Source organism: Bacillus sp. N6 (assembly GCF_052805735.1).
On sequence record NZ_CM127843.1, the window covers coordinates 3,983,208 to 4,002,687 of the forward strand.

General features: G+C 34.7%; 21 protein-coding genes. 7 read left to right on the forward strand and 14 right to left on the reverse strand.

The features are described from left to right. Positions 1-3: 3 nt before the first annotated feature. Positions 4-1,140 carry a serine hydrolase gene (locus tag ACUXVC_RS20360; protein WP_141240990.1) on the reverse strand — a complete coding sequence of 379 codons (1,137 nt, stop codon included), beginning with the start codon at positions 1,138-1,140 and terminating at the stop codon, positions 4-6. Positions 1,141-1,230: 90 nt separating this feature from the next. Continuing rightward, positions 1,231-2,523: a GGDEF domain-containing protein gene (locus ACUXVC_RS20365; RefSeq protein WP_016512346.1), complete on the reverse strand. Its 1,293-nt coding sequence runs from the start codon at positions 2,521-2,523 to the stop codon at positions 1,231-1,233. Between the two features lie 327 nt (positions 2,524-2,850). Between ACUXVC_RS20365 and ACUXVC_RS20370 the strand changes: the two genes are divergently transcribed. From ACUXVC_RS20370 to ACUXVC_RS20380, 3 genes are all read left to right on the forward strand, one after another. Beyond that, complete coding sequence (locus ACUXVC_RS20370) at positions 2,851-3,468, forward strand: nitroreductase family protein (RefSeq protein ID WP_000180387.1); 618 nt, start codon at positions 2,851-2,853, stop codon at positions 3,466-3,468. Positions 3,469-3,702: 234 nt separating this feature from the next. Then, on the forward strand, positions 3,703-3,921 hold the full coding sequence (locus ACUXVC_RS20375; RefSeq protein WP_000100485.1) for a hypothetical protein: 219 nt from the start codon (positions 3,703-3,705) through the stop codon (positions 3,919-3,921). 196 nt (positions 3,922-4,117) lie between these two features. Then, positions 4,118-4,483: a DUF3915 domain-containing protein gene (locus tag ACUXVC_RS20380; protein WP_023522951.1), complete on the forward strand. Its 366-nt coding sequence runs from the start codon at positions 4,118-4,120 to the stop codon at positions 4,481-4,483. A gap of 97 nt (positions 4,484-4,580) precedes the next feature. Here the strand turns inward: ACUXVC_RS20380 and ptsP are convergent, their stop codons facing one another. From ptsP to glcT, 4 genes are all read right to left on the reverse strand, one after another. Next, positions 4,581-6,293, reverse strand: a complete 1,713-nt coding sequence (gene ptsP, locus ACUXVC_RS20385; protein WP_000174216.1) for a phosphoenolpyruvate--protein phosphotransferase — start codon at positions 6,291-6,293, stop codon at positions 4,581-4,583. Further along, on the reverse strand, positions 6,293-6,556 hold the full coding sequence (gene ptsH / locus ACUXVC_RS20390; RefSeq protein WP_000411080.1) for a phosphocarrier protein HPr: 264 nt from the start codon (positions 6,554-6,556) through the stop codon (positions 6,293-6,295). Before ptsH ends, ptsP begins: the two co-directional genes overlap by 1 nt. A 135-nt stretch (positions 6,557-6,691) precedes the next feature. Beyond that, a complete protein-coding gene (ptsG, locus tag ACUXVC_RS20395) occupies positions 6,692-8,755 on the reverse strand; it encodes a PTS glucose transporter subunit IIABC (protein WP_446025833.1) in 2,064 nt (687 codons plus the stop codon). Between the two features lie 339 nt (positions 8,756-9,094). Then, a complete protein-coding gene (gene glcT / locus ACUXVC_RS20400; protein ID WP_001067322.1) occupies positions 9,095-9,943 on the reverse strand; it encodes a glucose PTS transporter transcription antiterminator GlcT in 849 nt (282 codons plus the stop codon). Between the two features lie 165 nt (positions 9,944-10,108). Between glcT and ACUXVC_RS20405 the strand changes: the two genes are divergently transcribed. Then, on the forward strand, positions 10,109-10,915 hold the full coding sequence (locus ACUXVC_RS20405; RefSeq protein ID WP_000594249.1) for a Cof-type HAD-IIB family hydrolase: 807 nt from the start codon (positions 10,109-10,111) through the stop codon (positions 10,913-10,915). Between the two features lie 73 nt (positions 10,916-10,988). Here ACUXVC_RS20405 and ACUXVC_RS20410 read toward each other — a convergent pair whose 3' ends face one another. The 6 genes from ACUXVC_RS20410 to scpA form a co-directional block, all read right to left on the reverse strand. After that, entirely contained in the window at positions 10,989-11,720 is a 732-nt protein-coding gene (locus tag ACUXVC_RS20410; RefSeq protein ID WP_014894892.1) for a GntR family transcriptional regulator, read from the reverse strand. After that, positions 11,650-12,438: a glucosamine-6-phosphate deaminase gene (nagB, locus tag ACUXVC_RS20415; RefSeq protein ID WP_001024208.1), complete on the reverse strand. Its 789-nt coding sequence runs from the start codon at positions 12,436-12,438 to the stop codon at positions 11,650-11,652. The genes ACUXVC_RS20410 and nagB overlap by 71 nt, the downstream gene beginning before the upstream one ends. Positions 12,439-12,442: 4 nt before the next feature. After that, entirely contained in the window at positions 12,443-13,585 is a 1,143-nt protein-coding gene (gene nagA / locus ACUXVC_RS20420; RefSeq protein ID WP_001987227.1) for an N-acetylglucosamine-6-phosphate deacetylase, read from the reverse strand. Positions 13,586-13,796: 211 nt separating this feature from the next. Continuing rightward, a complete protein-coding gene (locus ACUXVC_RS20425) occupies positions 13,797-14,699 on the reverse strand; it encodes a ComEC/Rec2 family competence protein (RefSeq protein WP_168410241.1) in 903 nt (300 codons plus the stop codon). Positions 14,700-14,778: 79 nt separating this feature from the next. After that, positions 14,779-15,351, reverse strand: coding sequence for a segregation/condensation protein ScpB (gene scpB, locus ACUXVC_RS20430; RefSeq protein ID WP_000375171.1), 573 nt, complete (start codon positions 15,349-15,351; stop codon positions 14,779-14,781). Positions 15,352-15,509: 158 nt separating this feature from the next. After that, a complete protein-coding gene (gene scpA, locus ACUXVC_RS20435; protein ID WP_001199751.1) occupies positions 15,510-16,253 on the reverse strand; it encodes a segregation/condensation protein A in 744 nt (247 codons plus the stop codon). A gap of 169 nt (positions 16,254-16,422) precedes the next feature. Here scpA and ACUXVC_RS20440 point away from each other — a divergent pair, with 169 nt between their 5' ends. Both ACUXVC_RS20440 and ACUXVC_RS20445 read left to right on the forward strand, forming a co-directional pair. Then, the gene (locus ACUXVC_RS20440; RefSeq protein ID WP_000510194.1) at positions 16,423-16,518 is read left to right on the forward strand and encodes a YjcZ family sporulation protein; all 96 of its coding nucleotides are present in this window, start codon (positions 16,423-16,425) and stop codon (positions 16,516-16,518) included. 99 nt (positions 16,519-16,617) lie between these two features. Then, positions 16,618-17,136, forward strand: a complete 519-nt coding sequence (locus ACUXVC_RS20445; protein ID WP_000283610.1) for a DUF309 domain-containing protein — start codon at positions 16,618-16,620, stop codon at positions 17,134-17,136. A 20-nt stretch (positions 17,137-17,156) separates the two neighbouring features. On the opposite strand, the gene ribT is transcribed toward ACUXVC_RS20445, so the two are convergent. Continuing rightward, entirely contained in the window at positions 17,157-17,525 is a 369-nt protein-coding gene (gene ribT / locus ACUXVC_RS20450; protein WP_025118450.1) for a GNAT family N-acetyltransferase RibT, read from the reverse strand. Positions 17,526-17,983: 458 nt separating this feature from the next. Continuing rightward, positions 17,984-18,421 carry a peptidylprolyl isomerase gene (locus ACUXVC_RS20455; RefSeq protein WP_000853790.1) on the reverse strand — a complete coding sequence of 146 codons (438 nt, stop codon included), beginning with the start codon at positions 18,419-18,421 and terminating at the stop codon, positions 17,984-17,986. A gap of 187 nt (positions 18,422-18,608) precedes the next feature. On the opposite strand from ACUXVC_RS20455, the gene ACUXVC_RS20460 reads away from it, so the two are divergent. Then, entirely contained in the window at positions 18,609-19,475 is an 867-nt protein-coding gene (locus tag ACUXVC_RS20460; protein ID WP_000850506.1) for a DUF1002 domain-containing protein, read from the forward strand. The last annotated feature ends 5 nt before the right edge of the window (positions 19,476-19,480 follow it).

Sequence of the window (19,480 nt, forward strand, 5' to 3'; positions counted from 1 at the left end):
TTCTCATCCCCTTTGTTCTAATAAATCATTTACCATCTTTCGGAACTCTTTATTAAAGTCATCATCCATACTATTTTTTACATTTGAAAATAACATAACAAAAATTCCTTTTTCTTTATTAAAATTATTGAAAGTGTTCCAACCAGATAATACACCATGATTATGAAAATAATCTGGATATATATAAAAACTAAATGCATATTTCCGTTCTGCTGAAGGCGAAAACATTGCTTGTATACTTTGTTCAGAAAGAAGTTTTCCATTTATAATTGCTTCGTCTAACTTCTTCATATCTCCAACTGTCGTATACATCTCACCACAACCATATAGCCAATCCATGCCTAACTTCTGCGCTGGTACAAGCTCTTGATTTTTTTTCACATAACCCTTTGTAAAATTTTTATCTCCAGGTACCATATTTCCCATACCGGATTCATGCATATCTGCTTTTACAAATATGTTTTCTTTTATGTAATCTCCTAAAGGTTTTTTCGAGATATGTTCTATTATATAAGCAAGAACCATATAATTATAATCTGTATATCTCCAACCTGTTCCTGCAGGAAATTCTAAATTTTGACGTCCAATCCAATTAATTAACTGTAAACGGGAAGCAGCATTCACATTTCCTTTCGCATGTTCAGGTAAACCAGAGGTATGGGTTAATAAATGATATAGTGTAATATTTTTATTCTCCGGAAATGAAGGAATATATTTATTTACATTATCTTGAATATTCAATTTACCTTGTTCTTGCAACTGTAAAATAGATGTGGCAACAACTGTTTTCGTAATAGAACCAATACGATATTTTGTTTGAGGCGTATTTTCTATTTTATTTTGAACATCAGCATACCCATATCCTTTATTCAATATAACACGCTCTTTATCTGTTACCAAAACTGTTCCATTAAATTGCTTTCCGACTAAATATTGATCTAATTTTTGAGATATGCTAGCATAATCAATTTGTTGCTCTTCTTTTTCTTCTATATTCCCTTGTACTTCTGATTCAATAGTAGGATTCACTTTAGTTGTTAATACAGTGTTTTCCTTTATATTGGGGCTAACAAGAAAATAGTATACTCCGCCGCCAACTATAGCAGACAGTGAAACCATCACCATTACTTTTTTTATCATATTGATCCTCCATAATTCCTTCGCTAAAAATTGTCCCCCTATTCTATTATCAAACAATAAAAAAAAATCGCAACAATTTGTTGCGAAAAATTACATTTTTTCTTTTCTATACACACATACTTGATTCTTCCCATTTTTTTTCGCTTCATATAATGCAATGTCCGCTCGTTGCATTAATTCTTCTCTTGTAGTTCCTTGTTCATATAACGCAACTCCAAAGCTAGCTGTTAGCTTCGAAATTCCAGTGAATTGCTTTGTTTCAATGAAGAATCGTAATGACTCCGCAACTTGAAATGCTTCCTTTTCTACTGTATTTGTCACTAATATAATGAATTCTTCTCCTCCCCATCTTGCAAATACATGTTGTTGCTCCACTTTAGATTTCATAAGCTCTGCAAGTTGTATTAATGCCAAATCACCAAAATCATGACCATATGTGTCATTAACCGTTTTAAAATTATCTATATCAAATAAAATGATAGCTATTTTCTCATCACTACGTATTACCTTTTCCCACTCTACCTCTAGTATTTGTTGAAACTTTAAACGATTATAAATCTCTGTCAATGAATCTACCATAGCAAGTCTTTCTTGCTCTTGATAGATTTCATCTAATTCTGTAATTTCCGTGCACTTTACAATAAATCTTGATAAATCTTCTGGCAATGGTGTCGCACGTAATAAAAAAGTGGATACTACCCCTTCATAATTTAGCATCTTAATTCTTCTACCACTTGATAAAGTATCGTCTAACCATGTTATATCATGCGTCGTCGAATAGTATCCACTTTCTCTAATAAAATGTTCAGCAAATACTAAATGTTGCTCACGATAGGCAAACAGATTTTCATATCCAAAAAAAGCTAAAAAATTTGTATTACAATCAACAATCTCATCATCTTCTACTATAAATAATAGATCATTTTGAAAATCAAACATCGTTTGAAGCAATTCCTGCTGCAAACCGACTTGCCTTACTAAAGAAAGTTGATACAAACTCTTATTCACTTCCTCTAACACTGCTTGCGGAGTTACAGGAGCTATTACAATATTACGTATTCCTAATGCAAGTACATCTGTGAATTCTTTTGTTATTTGTTGATCCCAAATGACAATGAATGTACTGTACGGAGTATACATATTCTTTATATATTTTATTTGAGAATAATCTGTTACATACGTAATGATAATGTGTGGTTTCGTTCTTTGAAATAATAGTTCGCCCTCTTCAAAACTATTTGCTATAAACATACATTTTGGATGGATATTTTCTACCGTTTGTTGATGCTTACATCCATTTTCTATATAAAGGACATTTAACTGCAGATCTTGTAACACATTTTGGAAAACCGTATTCTCTAATAAAAAATGTAGTATGTTCATCACTAGTCTTCACTCACTTCATATATCTTGTTCTACTGAATTCCTCACAAACTTTTTTAAAAGACTGTTCTCCAATAAACTTTAATTTGTGAGAGATACATATTAACAAGCTAATTGAGAATGTTATCTTCGCTTTTCACTCTATAAATTCCTTTTTTAGTGTATGATTGTAGGAATTGTATCGTTTGTATGAATGCCCTAGCTTATTTTTAAAACTTGACAATTAAAATAAAGATATTATATTCTTAAATTCGATAACTTACAAAATGTAAGTAGTGTATATTATTTTTTTGAAAATAATTCGATATACAATTTGGAGGATATACAATGACAAACGACAACTTTTTTAACGTTCTATATGAACGCACATCTACACGTGCATTCAACCCAAATAAAGAAATCTCATCTACAGAATTACATGAGATTTTAAAAGCCGCAGCACAAGCACCTTCCGCTTGGAACTTGCAACATTGGAAATTCCTCGTTTTTCAAGGTGAAGATGTACAAAAACGATTACACCCAATAGCTTATAACCAACAACAAATTCTTGATGCTTCTGCAGTAGTTGCTATTTTAGGTGATTTAGAAGCTTATAAAAATGTTGAGCCAGTATATGGTCCAATTGTAGAACAAGGATTTATGAAAGAAGAAGCAAAAGAACGCTTAGCTAAAAATATTGAATCTGCATATGCTCGTGAACAATTCCCAAGAGATGCTGCCTTTTCAAATGCATCTTTAGCAGCAATGCAACTTATGCTTGCAGCTAAAGCAACTGGTTGGGATACTTGTGCTATTGGTGGCTTCAATCCACAAGCACTGACAGACGAATTTAACGTTTCATCTCGTTACGTTCCAATTATGCTTATTACAATTGGGGAATCAACTTTAAAAGGACACCCTGCACCTCGTATGAGCGTAGAGCAAGTGAGTGAGTGGGCAAAATAATAAAAAACGAAGGTAACTACATTGCCTTCGTTTTTTTATTCCCTGTCATACTTTTGTAATATTACTACAAATCATTCGACATTTATACTTATGGAAAAGTATATTCTATTCCCTCATCATAAATAAACTTGACGTTTTGTGTCGAATTTTGTTTAGGTGTTGAAATATACCCGTGTGTTTTTGTTACAATTGTGATACAATGATAACAAATAGATAACAAGAGAGGGATTTTCATTGAGTTCATACGGAAGCTTTATCGCACTTTTATGTTACATAGTAACTGTACTGCTTCTATATTTTATTGGTGATGCCGCAAACATCTCCATTTTACAATTCCCAAAAGAAGAAGCATTCCAATTAGAATCAGAAAAACATACTGCACGATCCATTGTACCACTACTCCTAGCTCTTCCTGTATATATCATCGTTTTATATAAAAGTAAAAAAGTGTAAAGGCTACCTATTTCATTTATTTCGGTGGTTTTTACATTTTTTTGTTATATTTCCCCTATTTTAAACATCATTCCATACTAAACACCCAGCTAGTCATTTAAAATGAGAAAATCCCCTAGAAAAAATTCCACTCTCTGTCCAGTCACTCACTACCGAACTTACATAGATTATAAGTGTGAAGGGGGTGATGAGGATTATGTTTGGATCATTTGGATGCTGTGATAACTTTAGAGACTGTCATCATCATGAAAGAGAGTGCAGACATCATGAGAAAGAGAAAGAGAGAGAAGTAGTTAGACCACAACAACCAGCTGTATGTAACGTACTTGCTAGCATTTCAGTTGGAACAGAACTTTCTCTTTTAAGCATTAGAGGTAATGGCACTTTCAACAATGTAATTTTTGAAGGTTTCGCTAACGGTGTTGCTCTTTTCTCTGCTTTGGCTCGTAATAACAAAGACAACAAAGATAACAATAAAGACGATAAGAACAATCAAAACCGAAATACTTTTACTGGTATTTTACGTGTATGCCCAACTGATATCGTTGCAATCGCTATCTAATTCTGTTCCTTATCCTCTATAGTAAGAAAATAAGATTTACTTTTCTCATAGAAAAAACCTGAGACCGATTTCAAATCGATTCAGGTTTTTTTATTGGTTATATGCTTTTAACTAGTTCAACAACTTCTTCAGCAGTTGACATCATTAATGCTTTTTCTGCTAATGTTTCCATTTCTGCTTTTGACAACTTGCTTAGTTGTGTTCTTGCAGGAAGAATAGATGTTGCACTCATACTGAACTCATCTAAACCTAATCCTAATAATAATGGGATAGCAAGTGAATCGCCTGCCATCTCACCACACATACCAGCCCATTTGCCTTCTTTATGAGCAGCATCGATAACCATTTTTACAAGACGTAAAATAGATGGGTTATATGGTTGGTATAAGTATGATACTTGTTCGTTCATACGGTCTGCAGCCATTGTGTATTGGATTAAATCATTTGTTCCGATAGAGAAGAAGTCAACTTCTTTCGCGAATTGATCTGCTAATACTGCTGAAGCTGGGATTTCAACCATCATACCAACTTCAATAGAATCAGAAACAGTTGTACCCGCTTCTACAAGTTTCGCTTTCTCTTCTAATAAAATTGCTTTTGCTTGACGGAACTCATCAAGAGTTGCAATCATTGGGAACATAATTTTTAAGTTACCGTATACGCTAGCACGAAGTAATGCACGAAGTTGTGTACGGAACACATCTTGCTCATCAAGACATAAGCGAATTGCACGGTATCCTAAGAATGGGTTCATTTCTTTTGGTAAATGTAAGTATGGAAGCTCTTTATCTCCACCGATGTCAAGTGTACGAACAACGACTGGTTGACCTTCTTTTACACCTTCAAGAACTGCTTTATACGCTTCGAACTGCTCTTCTTCTGTTGGAAGATTGTCACGACCCATGTATAAGAATTCTGTACGGTATAAGCCAACGCCTTCTCCGCCATTATCGATAATACCTTGTACATCATTTGGTGTTCCGATATTTGCAACAAGCTCAACATGATGTCCATCACTTGTTACAGTAGCTTGGTCTTTTAATTTTGCCCATTCAGTTTTTTGCTCTTCAAATTTCGCTTTCTTTTCTTCAAACGAACGAAGAGTTTCTTCTGATGGGTTTACAATTACTTCTCCATCTAAACCGTCAATGATAACGATATCGCCGTTTTGGATTTTCTCCATAACAACTTTCGTACCAACAACAGCTGGAATTTCCATAGAGCGAGCCATAATTGCAGAGTGAGATGTACGTCCACCGATATCAGTAGTGAAACCTTTTGCATACTTACGGTTTAACTGAGCTGTATCAGATGGTGTTAAATCTTCAGCAATAATGATTACCTCTTCAGAAATTGTACCAGGATTTGAGAAATTAATTCCTAGTAAATGTGCAAGAACGCGTTTTGTTACGTCACGAATGTCCGCAGCACGTTCTTTCATATATTCGTTATCCATGTTTTCAAACATAGAAATAAACATTGATGCAACTTCATCCATTGCAAATTCAGCATTTACTTTTTCGCTATTTACTTTATCTTTTACTGGGTTTACTAGTTCTGGATCATTTAACACTAATAAATGTGCTTCAAAGATCGCAGCTTTGTCAGCACCTAGCTCAGCAAATGCGTGGTCCTTAATAGCTTCTAATTCAGTTTTTGCTTTCTCAAGCGCAGCGTCTAAGCGTGCAATTTCTGCAGCTTCGTTTGTAATTGATTTCTTTTCGATGTTAAATTCAGGATTTTCAAGTCTGAAAGCCTTTGCAATAGCAATCCCACTTGATGCAGCGATCCCTTGAATGTTAAGAGTCATTATTCTCCTAATCCTTCGTTTTTCATAGTTTCTTCGATAGCTGCTAGTGCTTGAGCTGCATCATCACCATTTGCAGTGATTTTAATTTCTGCGTTTTGTTGAATGCCTAAAGACATAACGCCCATGATTGATTTTAAGTTAACGTTCTTTCCGTTATACTCTAAGTTAATGTCAGAACCGAATTTGCTTGCAGTGTTTACAAGTAGAGTTGCTGGACGAGCATGAATTCCTGAGTCGCTAGTTACTTTAAAGATTTTTTCCATGATAATTTATCTCCTTTAAATTACAGTTTTTTTTAGTTGTATAGACGTGAGTACTACATCATCTATTGTATATAATAGGCGATGTTCGGTCAACCACATCGCCTATTATAATTATAAACATTTTGCGTCAAATTCCTACTGAATGTCAATAATAGCGGTTTCGCCCTTCTTAACATTTCCATCTTTTTTCAATTCGACTTGTTGCCCTTGTTGTAAGTTTGTAAATACAATTGGTGTAATGATAGATGGTGCATTTCCTTTTACAAATGCAAGATCTACTTTTAATAATGGTTGGCCTTGCTTCACTTTATCACCTTGTGCTACAAGTGCCTCGAATCCTTCACCATTTAATTTTACAGTATCAATACCAAAGTGGATTAAAATTTCTTTTCCACCTTCAGATTGAATACCAATCGCATGTTTTGTAGGGAATACATTGACAATTTCACCGTTAACTGGAGAAACTACTGTTCCTTCAGTTGGCTCAATTGCAAATCCGTCTCCCATCATTTTTCCTGAGAATACTTGGTCAGGCACTTCTGTAATTGGTAAGATTTCCCCTTCAATTGGTGATACAATTGTTTCATTTTCATCAACTTTTTGAGGAGTTTCTTCCACTTTTACAGGTTCTTCTTTTTCAACATGAGGTGTACGACCTGACATTATATCATGAATTTGTGATTTTAATGTGTCAGATTTCGGTCCGAAAATAGCTTGAATATTATTTCCAACTTCAAGTACACCAGCTGCTCCAAGTTCTTTTAAGCGGTCTTTGTTTACATTCTTTTGTTCGTTAACTTGAACACGTAAACGAGTAATACAAGCATCTAAAGAAGCAATGTTTTCTTTACCACCAAGTGCTACTAATACTTCACGAGGAAGTTCGCCTGCTTCTGTTTTTCCTGCACCGTCATTCGCATTTGCCTCTTCACGACCAGGTGTTTTTAGATTCCATTTACGGATTGCAAAGCGGAATCCGAAGTAGTAAATAACTGCTAGTACAAGACCAACAATAATTACCCACCACCATGCTGTACGGCCTGGTAGTACACCGAATAATAAGAAGTCAATTAAACCACCAGAGAATGTCATACCAATTTTAACACCTAAAATTTGCATTGTCATAAATGATAGACCAGCAAATACAGCGTGAATTCCGAATAATACTGGCGCTACGAATAAGAATGAAAATTCAAGTGGCTCTGTAATACCTGTTAAGAAAGATGTTAATGCTGCAGAACCTAAAATACCTGCTGCTAATTTTTTATTTTCTGGACGTGCTTCATGGTACATTGCTAAAGCTGCTGCTGGAAGACCGAACATCATGAACGGATACTTACCAGTTGTAAATGTACCTGCTGTTAATTCTACACCGTCTTTCAACTGTGCCATAAAGATTTTTTGGTCACCACGGATTAATTCGCCAGCTGCATTTGTATACTGACCGAATTCGAACCAGAACGGTGAATAGAAAATGTGATGTAGTCCAAATGGAATTAATGAACGTTCAATTAAACCGAATATAAATGCTGCGATTGTTCTATTTGCATCAATCATTTGATGTGAGAACGTGTTTAAGCCACCTTGAATGTATGGCCAAACGAAGCACATGATAATACCTACTATTAAAGAGAATGTTGCAGTTGCGATCGGTACGAAACGCTTACCTGCAAAGAAACCTAAGTATGATGGTAATTCAATGTTGAAGTATTTATTATAGCAATATGCCGCTACTATACCGACGATAATACCACCAAATACCCCTGTTTGTAGCGTTGGAATACCTAATACGTTTGCATACGCTGGATCTGCAAATCCAATTTTTACTGGGTCTGCTCCAGAACTTGTTACTTTCACTAGCTTATCTACTTCTAAGAACACACTCATCGTTTTGTTCATAATTAAGTAGCCGACGAATGCTGCTAAACCAGCTACTCCATCTCCACCAGCTAAACCAATTGCTACCCCAACTGCGAATAATAATGCAAGGTTAGCGAAAATAATATCACCAGATTGTTCCATAATTTTTGCAACCATTACGAACCAATCTGCTTTTAAAGCAGGAATAACATTTGTTAACTGTGGATTTTGAAATGCATTACCAAATCCAAGTAAAATACCTGCCGCCGGTAAAATCGCTACTGGAAGCATTAACGCTTTTCCGACTTTTTGAAGAACACCAAAGATCTTCTTAAACATGGAAACCCTTCCTCTCTTATCTATATTGATACCTTCCGACAAACGCCAAAAAGACATGAGGAAAAAAAGATAGAACGATAGCTATACAAAGGGTAGTATATCCCTTTCTCTAGCTTACATTCCTTACTTTTCTCCACTCATGCCTGATCGAATCAGTAACACGTGTCAAAAATAGGTTTACGTATAAGTTCACTATAATTAAGGCAAACGTTTTCGTTACTCACCTTAATGTGTTTGTCGAAATTTGTATAACTTTGCAATAGTTATTATACATAACTATTGTAAGCGATTCAATCATTTTTTTTAACGTTTTCATTTTAGACAAAAATATATGACTTATTACACATGCTCTGCCTTTACTAAGCGTTGCAAGTGCATCGTTAAATAAATACTTTCAGCTTCATATACAGGTAGTTGCAACTCTTTTTGCATGACCTTGACTAGCTTCCAAGCTACGTTATAGCAAACTGGATACTCCGCCTTTAGTAAATCAGCAAAACTTTGCGATTCTTCTACTTTTTCTCCTTTTTTCACCCTCTCAATAGCATATTGAAGATGACGAATAAGGCGTAAATAATGAATGCTCTCTTGATCTAATGTAATTTCTAAGTTTGTCTCAATTAAAGATACAAGTTGTGCAATGAGACGGGAGTTTTGATTAACTGAAGATAAATCAGAATTTGTAAGCGAACTGTAAATGTGAAGTGCAATAAAACCAATTTCTCCTTCTGGCAATGTAATTTGCAAACGAGAATTTAAAAGTTCTACAACACCTTCCGCAATTTCATACTCCTCTGGATAGAGCATTTTTGTTTCAACTAAAAAAGGATTATCAATTGTAAGTCCTTGTTTTAACCTTTTAATTGCAAATGAAATATGATCTGTTAACGCAATATGAATATGTTCATTTAGTGGAGATTTCGCTTTTTCTTGAATGTACAGCATAATATCGTTCATCAATTCAATTAATTTTTCACTAACATGCGGCACTAATAATTTATATTGTTCACGATCACGTTCATTTTTTAAGACAAACATTTTTTCGATTTGTTCTTGCTCCAATACATCTTTCGCTTTTTTCCCAAATCCAATTCCTTTACCAATCACTACTACTTCCTCGTGTTCAGGATGGCTAGCAATGATGACATTATTATTTAAAACTTTTTTAATTTCTAGATAATTATTCATATAACACCACCCTCGTACTTAAATAGCCTACTTTTATGTTACAGAATATTCTTCTTTGTCGTCAATGTAAAACATCTGCCATTTAATAAAAATTCATTTTTTAGACATGTTTATATATGATGCGTATAATGTAAGAGCAACTGTACATAGAAAGGAGATAACAGCATGATTAAAATGTTTGTAAGTGATATCGATGGTACAATGATGCAACACGGAGGTCTTATTGATGAACAAGATGTTGCGGCACTACGCAGCCTCGCCGAGCAAAATGTTATTCTTTGCTTCGCTTCCGGAAGACTTGATAATGAAATTGCAGACTTAATGAAAGCTGTAAATACAAATTTTCATCGTATTAGTGTAAATGGTGTTTTTGTATATACACATGAAAATAAACAACTATTATCTGCAACTTTTGATTCCAGCATACTTCCCGATTTGTTAGCTATGACGAATGAAAATCCTTATTTCCGTTATGTAAGTGATGAGCATAATTATTACATTGAAGAGAAAACACCTTTTATTCAAGAACTTGAACAACAAGTAACAATGACTTCTGTTGAAGAACCAAACTTACTACAGAAGATTGATGATACAATTTTCCCAAATAAAATTTCTGTCGGTGGAACAAAGGAGAGCTTACAACTCCTTCAAAAAAAAATTGATGAAAAATTCCACGGGAAAGTTAGTACTTTCATCTCAGCAGAACAATGTTTAGATGTAATGCCACCGAATGTTAGTAAAGGCTCTGCCATTTCTGTTTTATTAAATGAGTTTGAAATAAAACCTGAGGAAATTGCTTGTATAGGGGATTCTTACAATGATATTCCTATGTTTTCTTTAACTCCTCACAGTTTTGCTATGTCGCAAGCAGATGATGCAGTAAAAAAACACGCTCACTATGTAGTAAATCACGTCAAAGATGCTGTTAACCACGTAATTGCTCATAATAAAAATACGACTCATTCCTTATAAGGATGAGTCGTATTTTTATTTCTTTACATGTTATCCATTTTCATTTCGACTGTACTTCACAAACTGAAATATACTATTTGTTACGTGCGATATTCGTAATAAATTTATAACGATCTCCACGATAAATACATTTCACGTACTCTAGCGGTATCTCACCTTCTGAATATGACCATTGACGCATTACAAGTACAGGCGCCTTTTTAGGAATATGCAGATGTTCAGCTTCATTTTCCGTCGCAACAGAAGCTTCAATTGACTGAGTAGCGCTAACAAGTTTAAAGCCCAGTTTTTTCTCTAAATGTTCATATAAAGATTGTTGCAATATCTCTTCGTTAATATCTTTTACAAGAGCTGGCGACAAATATGTCGTCTCAAAAGCAATCGGTTCATCATCAGCTAAGCGGATACGCCTCACTTCATAAACCGATTCCCCCTCCTGTATTCTCAACCGGTCTGCTATTTTAGCAGTAGCTGGAACTAGGCGGAAACTAAGTAATTGACTACTTGGATTCATTCCACGAGAAATCATATCTTCTGTGAATCCCGTCATTCCTTGCAATTTTTGTTCCACTTTCGGAAGTTGGACAAATGTTCCAATTCCACGCTTCCGATATAAATAGCCTTGTTCCACTAAATTATTAATCGCCTGTCTGATTGTCATACGACTCACTTCGAACTTATCACAAAGTTCATTCTCAGATGGGATTTTATCTCCCGGCTTCCATTCGCCGTCCTCAATTAGCTGTTTCACCCACTCTTGAATCTGATAATAGATCGGAAATGGTGAATACTTGTCGATGTTCATCAGCAATCGCCTCACTGCATAAAGATAGAGCTTCTTGATCTGCGATTACGGTTACATTCGGATGACGTTGTAAAACTGTAGCCGGACACTCTTCACTATATTCACCTTGCAATAATTCTTTAACAGCTTCTGCCTTTTTAGAACCCATAGCAACAAGTAGAACTTGTTTCGCTTTCATAATGCTTCCAATTCCCATTGTAATCGCATGAGTTGGCACATCTTCTTCTTTTTCGAAGAAGCGAAGGTTTGCTTGGCGTGTAGATTCTGTTAATTCAACAATGTTCGTTGGAGAATTAAACGGTGTTCCTGGCTCATTAAATCCGATGTGACCGTTTTCACCGATTCCAAGAATCTGTAGGTCAACTGGGTTAGCAGTTAGAATGCCCTCGTAACGTTTGCACTCTTCCTCTAAATCACTTGCCATCCCGTTTGGTACATAAGTTTGTTTAAATGGAAGATGATCAAACAACTGTTCTTGCATGAAATAGTGATAGCTGTTTTTATCTTCATGTGGTAAATTTACGTACTCATCTAAGTTTACAGTGGTTACACGGCTTGTATCAAGTTTATTTTTTCGCATTTCTGCATAAATACCTAATGGAGAGCTTCCTGTAGCCATTCCTAATGTTGGATTTTCTTTTGTTTTTACAACTTCTTCAATTAATTTATAACCTGCTTCTGCTAGTTCTTCTGGAGTTTTTACAACAAGAATATTCATTTAATTACTTCCCTTCCTTCATATGAATTCCTAAACGAACCGTATCATATACATGTAAATCTTCATTCATCACAACAAAGTCTGCATCTTTTCCTACTGCTAATGCACCTTTATTATTTAATCCAAACTCTTCTGCTTGGTTAACTGATGTCATCAGTACTGCATCTTCGATTGAACAACCTGTAAATTCAATTACATTTCGGAAAGCTTGATCCATTTTTAGAATACTACCAGCTAACGTTCCATCTTCTAATCGAGCACTACCATCTTTTACATGTACCGGCTGTCCGCCAAGCTCATATAATCCATCTTCAAGACCTTTTGCGCGCATTGCGTCAGTAATAACACTTACTTTTTTCGGTCCTTTTAACTTATATGCTAATTTCACCATATCAGGGTGAATATGAATACCATCTGTAATTACTTCAACCATTACATCTGGATTTAATAACACATGACCAACAACTCCTGGTTCACGGTGATGTAATCCACGCATTTGATTGTATAAATGTGTCGCATGTGTAATCTTTCTATTTTTTAGTTGCGCATCAATTGCATCTGTATGCCCCATTGTGCCCACTACACCAGTTTCAGCAAGATATTGTTCAAACTCTAATGCTCCCTCTTCTTCTGGTGCATATGTTACTAATTTAATTAAATTCCCACTTGCTTCTTGCCATTGTTTAAATTGCTCAATATTTGCAGGAACGATATGTTCAAGTGGTTGTGCACCTGCACGTTTCTTTGAAACATAAGGTCCTTCTAAGTGAATATATTCGAAATGCGCTCCTTTTTCTTTTGCTTCTTTCGCAGCAGTTAGCGCTGCTTCAATTGCCTCTGGAGCTTGTGTCATTGTTGTCGGGAAGTAAGTTGTAACCCCTTCTTTTAACATTTCTTTACCTAGAGTTACTAACCCATCGCTATTTGCATCCATCGCATCAATATCGTATCCACCATGAATATGAACATCGATCATACCTGGAATTACAATCTTCCCTGTAGCATCAAAAACAGTTTCATTTTCTTGTGGTACATATTGAGCCATCAAACCAATTTCTTTAATGGTTTCTGCGTAACGGATAAATCCGTTTTCCACTATTTCTTGACCTGTGTAAATTTTGGCATTGATGACAATTTGCGTTTTCATTTTCATCGATCCTTTCCCATGAAATACCTACTTGTTATTATTACCTTATTCGCCTAGTTCCATCTTAATATATGCACGAGTAGTTGTCTATACATTCTAATGAAATTTCCTTTTTATTCAACAAAAAAGGAAATTTCTTACGTCCCTTATAATTATAATATATATTATTCATTTTTCCAAAAAGGGACAGTATCCACCCCTAATATAGAAATCACTTCAACAATGGCATTAACCCGCTAGACTCTAACATAACATGTTCACCATCTGTTTCTATTTCTACTGTACGTTTATTCGTTCTATATACCATTATACCGTGCCTTTTTAAGCGTTTTACTACACTTTGATGAGGATGTCCATACGGATTACTACTCCCGTAAGACAGAATAGCAAACTGCGGTTCCACTTTTTTTATAAACGTTTCACTTGTTGAAGTATACGAGCCGTGATGCCCCACTTTTAAAATATCTGCATGTACATCAAATTGTTTTAATATTTCATGTTCTGTCCGTACATCCGCGTCACCCATTAATAAAAAATCCGCTTTTCCATATCGCACCTTTAAAACAATTGAGGATTCATTATTTTCATCTTTTGATTTCCCATTGTTTAATACTTGTATAGAAACATGTGGATCCAGCGGTATATATTGTCCTTCCTTTACTGAAACGAAAGGTATCCCTCTTTTTTTAATATTATTGCGATATGTATGATAAGTAAGAGAACTATATGTTTTTCCGCTATCTAATATAAGCGATACCGGCATTTGCTCTACAATTGGAATTAGCCCCCCTATATGATCCATATCAGGATGGGTACTGACAATTACATCTAAATGATTAATCCCTTTCTCAATTAATTTCTGAATAATAACCTCTCCTGCTTCATAAGGTCCTCCATCAATTAACATTGTTTGTCCGTTTGGCATTATGATAAGTGTTGCATCACCTTGCCCCACTTTTAAAAAGCTCACTTTCATTTTACTAAGATGTTGCCGATGCATATGTAAAGGAGACGTAGTATGAATAGACATCATATACCTTTTAGCTGATGCGCTATTTAAAGAAAAACATAATAAAACAGAAACTAATAATAGAATAATCCGCATACCTCTCATAACTCGTCTCCTTTTTTCATTTAGTATGGCACTGTAAATAATTGATATACAAAAAAAAGCTTAGCAAAATGCTAAGCTTTTATTTCGATATCTCTTGTAGGGAACCGAAGAATAAATCCGCTTCATTCATTTGTTCATTCTCTTCAGAAAGCGGCGGTAAATCATCTAATGTTTTCAATCCAAATGTGTCCAAAAATTCTTTTGTTGTTCCGTATAAAATAGGACGCCCTGGTCCTTCTGCTCTTCCCATTTCTTTTATAAGTAAATGTGAAACCAACGTTTGTAACGCCTTATCGGTTTTAACTCCTCTAATCTCTTCCATTTCAGTCCTTGTGATTGGTTGACGATATGCAACAATCGCTAACGTTTCAAGGGCAGCTTGTGAGAGTGAAGCAGCTGTTGGTGTATCTATTAATTTTTGATAATATGAAGCATGTTCTTTCTTTGTAGCAAAACGATATACTTTTGCATACTGTACAATTTGCAAACCACGGTTTGCACCTTCACATTCTTGTTGCATTTCTTCTAAAATATTAATTACTTCATTCATTTCAATTTCAAGAACTTTCGCTATTTGTTCTGGATAAATCCCTTCATCACCAGAAACAAATAAAAGGCCTTCAATAATTGACTTTTGTTCTTTCCTATCCATTTCACGAGCTCCTTCCTTCTATTTTCCCATAAAAATACACATCAAAAAACCGAATCACAATCAATGCGTTCGGTTCAATATTTCTTCTCTTGTTCCAAACGATACATTAAAACATAGCATGAGATAAAGTGTTTCTATCCCAATTTCATATACTTGCTCTATGCAGATTTATTAGAGCTTGATACGAAAATTTCATCAAAATTATGTTCTTGCTCAATTATGATTTGTTGATTTTTCATAAGTTCCAGAACTGCTAAAAATGTTACAACCATTATTTCACGTTCATCATCAACAAACAAATCATGAAAACTTTGGCGACCACCCTTTATTTTTAACTGCTTTAAAATATCAGTCATTCGCTGTTCAATTGGTATTTCTTGACGAGTAATACGTGTTGTTACAGGTTTTTTTGCCTTTTTACGGCGCATTAATTTTTGAAATGCCGCTAGCATATCATATAACGTAACATCAAGAGGCAAGCTTGTCTCTTCTTCTTGTTGCAACGATGTAAAGTCAATTGGTGGACGTGTATATAGCTGTGCTCTTTCTTGTTCTCTTTCTTTTAACTCAGTAGCAACTTGCTTATATTTCTTATATTCAATTAACCTCTCCATCAATTCTTGACGAGGATCATCTATAAAATCATCACCGTTATCAAGTACATCTTCTTCATGTTTCGGCAACAACATTTTACTTTTAATTTGTAATAACGTTGCGGCCATTACTAAATACTCACTTGCAACATCTAATTGCAGTTCTTTCATCGTATGCACATAAGATAAATATTGCTCTGTAATATCTGCTACAGGAATATTATATATATCAATTTCATAACGATGTATTAAATGTAACAATAGATCTAAAGGCCCTTCAAAAGCCTCTACTTTAAAATTATATTGCACAAAGCATCCCACCACATTTTTTCTATAACAACATAAGTATAGAGCATACTCATGTTCTATCCAACCTTTTTAAGAAATTTAATTAAAAATAGACCGATGCCTATGTCATCATGCCCACCACTTCATATGATAACAGTGTAGTAAGAACAATGTAGGAGGTCAAAAAACTATGGGTCACGTTGATTGTGGTTTTAGCGGTGGGTTCGCATTACTTGTTGTACTGTTTATTTTGCTAATTATTGTAGGAGCAGCTTGCTTCTGCTAATATGAACAATAACGGCTAGGGGGAAATCTCCTAGTCGTTTATTGTTCATATTTCTATGATACACTTATATGTATAACCGTTAGATAGGGGCGAGAAAACATGTATCCTACCGAATACATACAATTTTTAATTCATTTCCAAGGAGATTACGACTATTTTGAATGCCACGAAATACTAGAAGAGTACTGGAAGACAAAACCAAGAGGAAATCGTGATCATTACTTAGTTGGTCTCATTCAAATTGCAGTTTCTTTATACCACCAAAGACGTGCTAACTGGAATGGTTCCACAAAAATGATGAAAAGCGCAATCACAATTTTAGAAAAAAGCGGTGTGTCTTTACAACGTTTAGGAATTAATCAAGTACAACTTCTTTCCTTGCTCAATGAAAGATTGCAATCTATCCATAAAAAAGAACGTTTTGTACCTTTATTTTTACCCTTATCAGATCCATTGTTAGAGAAGCAGTGCATAGAGTTATGCAAAAAACAAAACCTCTCTTGGAAAGACTTGAATGCTATTCCAAGTGAATATATTATACACAAGCACACTTTGCGTGATCGCACAGAGGTCATTACTGAACGAAACGAACAATTACAAAAAAGAAAGCAGAGATAATAAACTACTTATCCCTGCTTTCACGAATGTATATTTTGTTCTAGCCCTTTACATTTTTCGCAAAAACTTGCTGTTTGCTCATTTCCGCAAATTGTAAACTCAAGAAATTTACTCTTTAACTCTTGAACCATCTTCGTTCCAATCCCCACATGACGGTGAGACGGATTTACACTTAAATGCTGAATTTCTAATACTTGATTCTCTTTTTTTACAATCCCCATTATTCCAACAAAATCTTCATTTTCTTTCCACAAATACAATTGCCAATCATCTTTTGCTTCATATTCTTTCATTGTCAATTGTAATGTTTTCAAATCTTTTTCAGTTGGCATAAACGAAAGAAGCCCCATTGCGATTTTTTCATAACTTTTTTTAAAACGAATTAACATAACCCTTATCCCTTCTCACAAAAGTTACAAACTAGTAATCCCCTCAATCACTCTTTTCATATCACATTCATTTTACAATATTTTCAACAGAGTGAGAAGAGTCTAAAACAACTTGATAATCATACAAAGCGAAAAGAAGAAAGTCAAATCTATGTTTCAGCACTATTCCTTTAATAAATAGAGTGAAAAAAAGAAAATTTTATATAGAATGAAAAGAAACATATCATTCAACATCACTTCATTCATAGTTACCCTAAAGCAGCACAATTCTAGCAAAATTAATATAACAAAAAGTATTTGTGGAAACATATAATGTAATGTATTCTATGTAATTTGTTAAAGGTTTGTTCTCACAAGCAATATATTTTAGCAACAATACTACTTGTATGATGCTGTAGAAGAAGTACTCAATCTCATTAAAAATAAAAAAGAGAGCAAAAGCTCTCTTTTCCCTTACCTTATTCTTCCCAAACTTTAACTTCTTTCATTACATCGCCTTGACGCATTTTTAATACTGTTTCAATACCGCTTGTTACTTTACCAAATACAGTATGAACGCCATCTAAATGTGGCTGTGGCTCATGAACAACAAAGAATTGGCTACCGCCTGTGTTACGGCCAGCGTGAGCCATAGAAAGTGATCCTACAAGGTGTCTATGAGGGTTTCCATCAGTTTCACATGGAATAGAGTAACCTGGACCACCAGCACCTGTACCTGTCGGGTCTCCACCTTGGCTTACGAAGCCAGGAATAACACGGTGGAATGTAACACCGTCATAAAATCCTTGCTCTGCTAATTTTTTAAAGTTTTCTACTGTTTTTGGCGCTTCTTCTGGGAAAAATTCCAATTCGATTTTTTCACCGTTTTCCATTAATATGTATCCTAAAGTTTTCATATGTATATGTCTCCTTTCAACTATCTCAGCACTATATTACCACATTCATGACTAGAAACAAAAAGAATCCGACAATCTAGATACTTCTTTTTTGAAATGTGGAAAAAGCTAGGTGACAAATAAGAAATATATACTATAATAACTTTGTTGCCCGAAAATTTTAGAAAGAGAAAGGGAGCGGTTTTTCGTGAAAACGAAATTATTAGCTCTGCTATTAGCTGTAACGGTATTTATAATGCCAACAGCTTCATTTGCAGACATCATCGAGGGAGAATCAATTGTTACACTAGGAGAGAACTTATCCGAACAACAAAAACAAGATCTGTTAAAAGAAATGAAAGCACCGAAAGATGCTACAATTATCACTGTATCTAATGCGGAAGAACATAAATTTCTAGAAGGCATTGTTCCAAAAGCACAAATTGGTACGAGAGCAATTTCTTCTTCTATGATTACATACACAAAACCAGGATCTGGTCTTATTGTACGATCAAAGAACATTAACTGGGTAACAGATGCAATGTACACTAACGCTTTGATTACAGCAGGTGTAAAAGATGCAGAAATTCAAATTACTGCACCTTTTAAAGTTTCAGGAACTGCAGCTTTAACTGGATTAATGAAAGCATATGAAACTGCGTCCAATAAACCAATTCCGGAAGAAGTTAAAAAAGTAGCGAATGAAGAAATGGTACAAACAGCCCAGCTTGGTGATAAAATTGGTGAAGAAAAAGCAGTTCAACTTGTTGCAAAAATTAAAGAAGAAATTGCAAAAGAACAGCCAAAAACAACAGAAGATTTACGTTCATTAATTAAAAAAATTGCTGATCAACTCGGCATTACATTAACAGATGAACAGTTAGATAACCTAGTAGCGTTATTTGATAAAATGAAGAATCTTAATATCGATTGGAATCAAGTTGGTAGTCAATTAAACAAAGCAAAAGAACACGTTTCTGCCTTTTTAGGATCTGAAGAAGGACAAAGTTTTCTAGATAAAGTGAAAGATTTCTTCTCAAGTATCATTGATTTTGTTAAATCTTTATTCAAGTAAAAAAG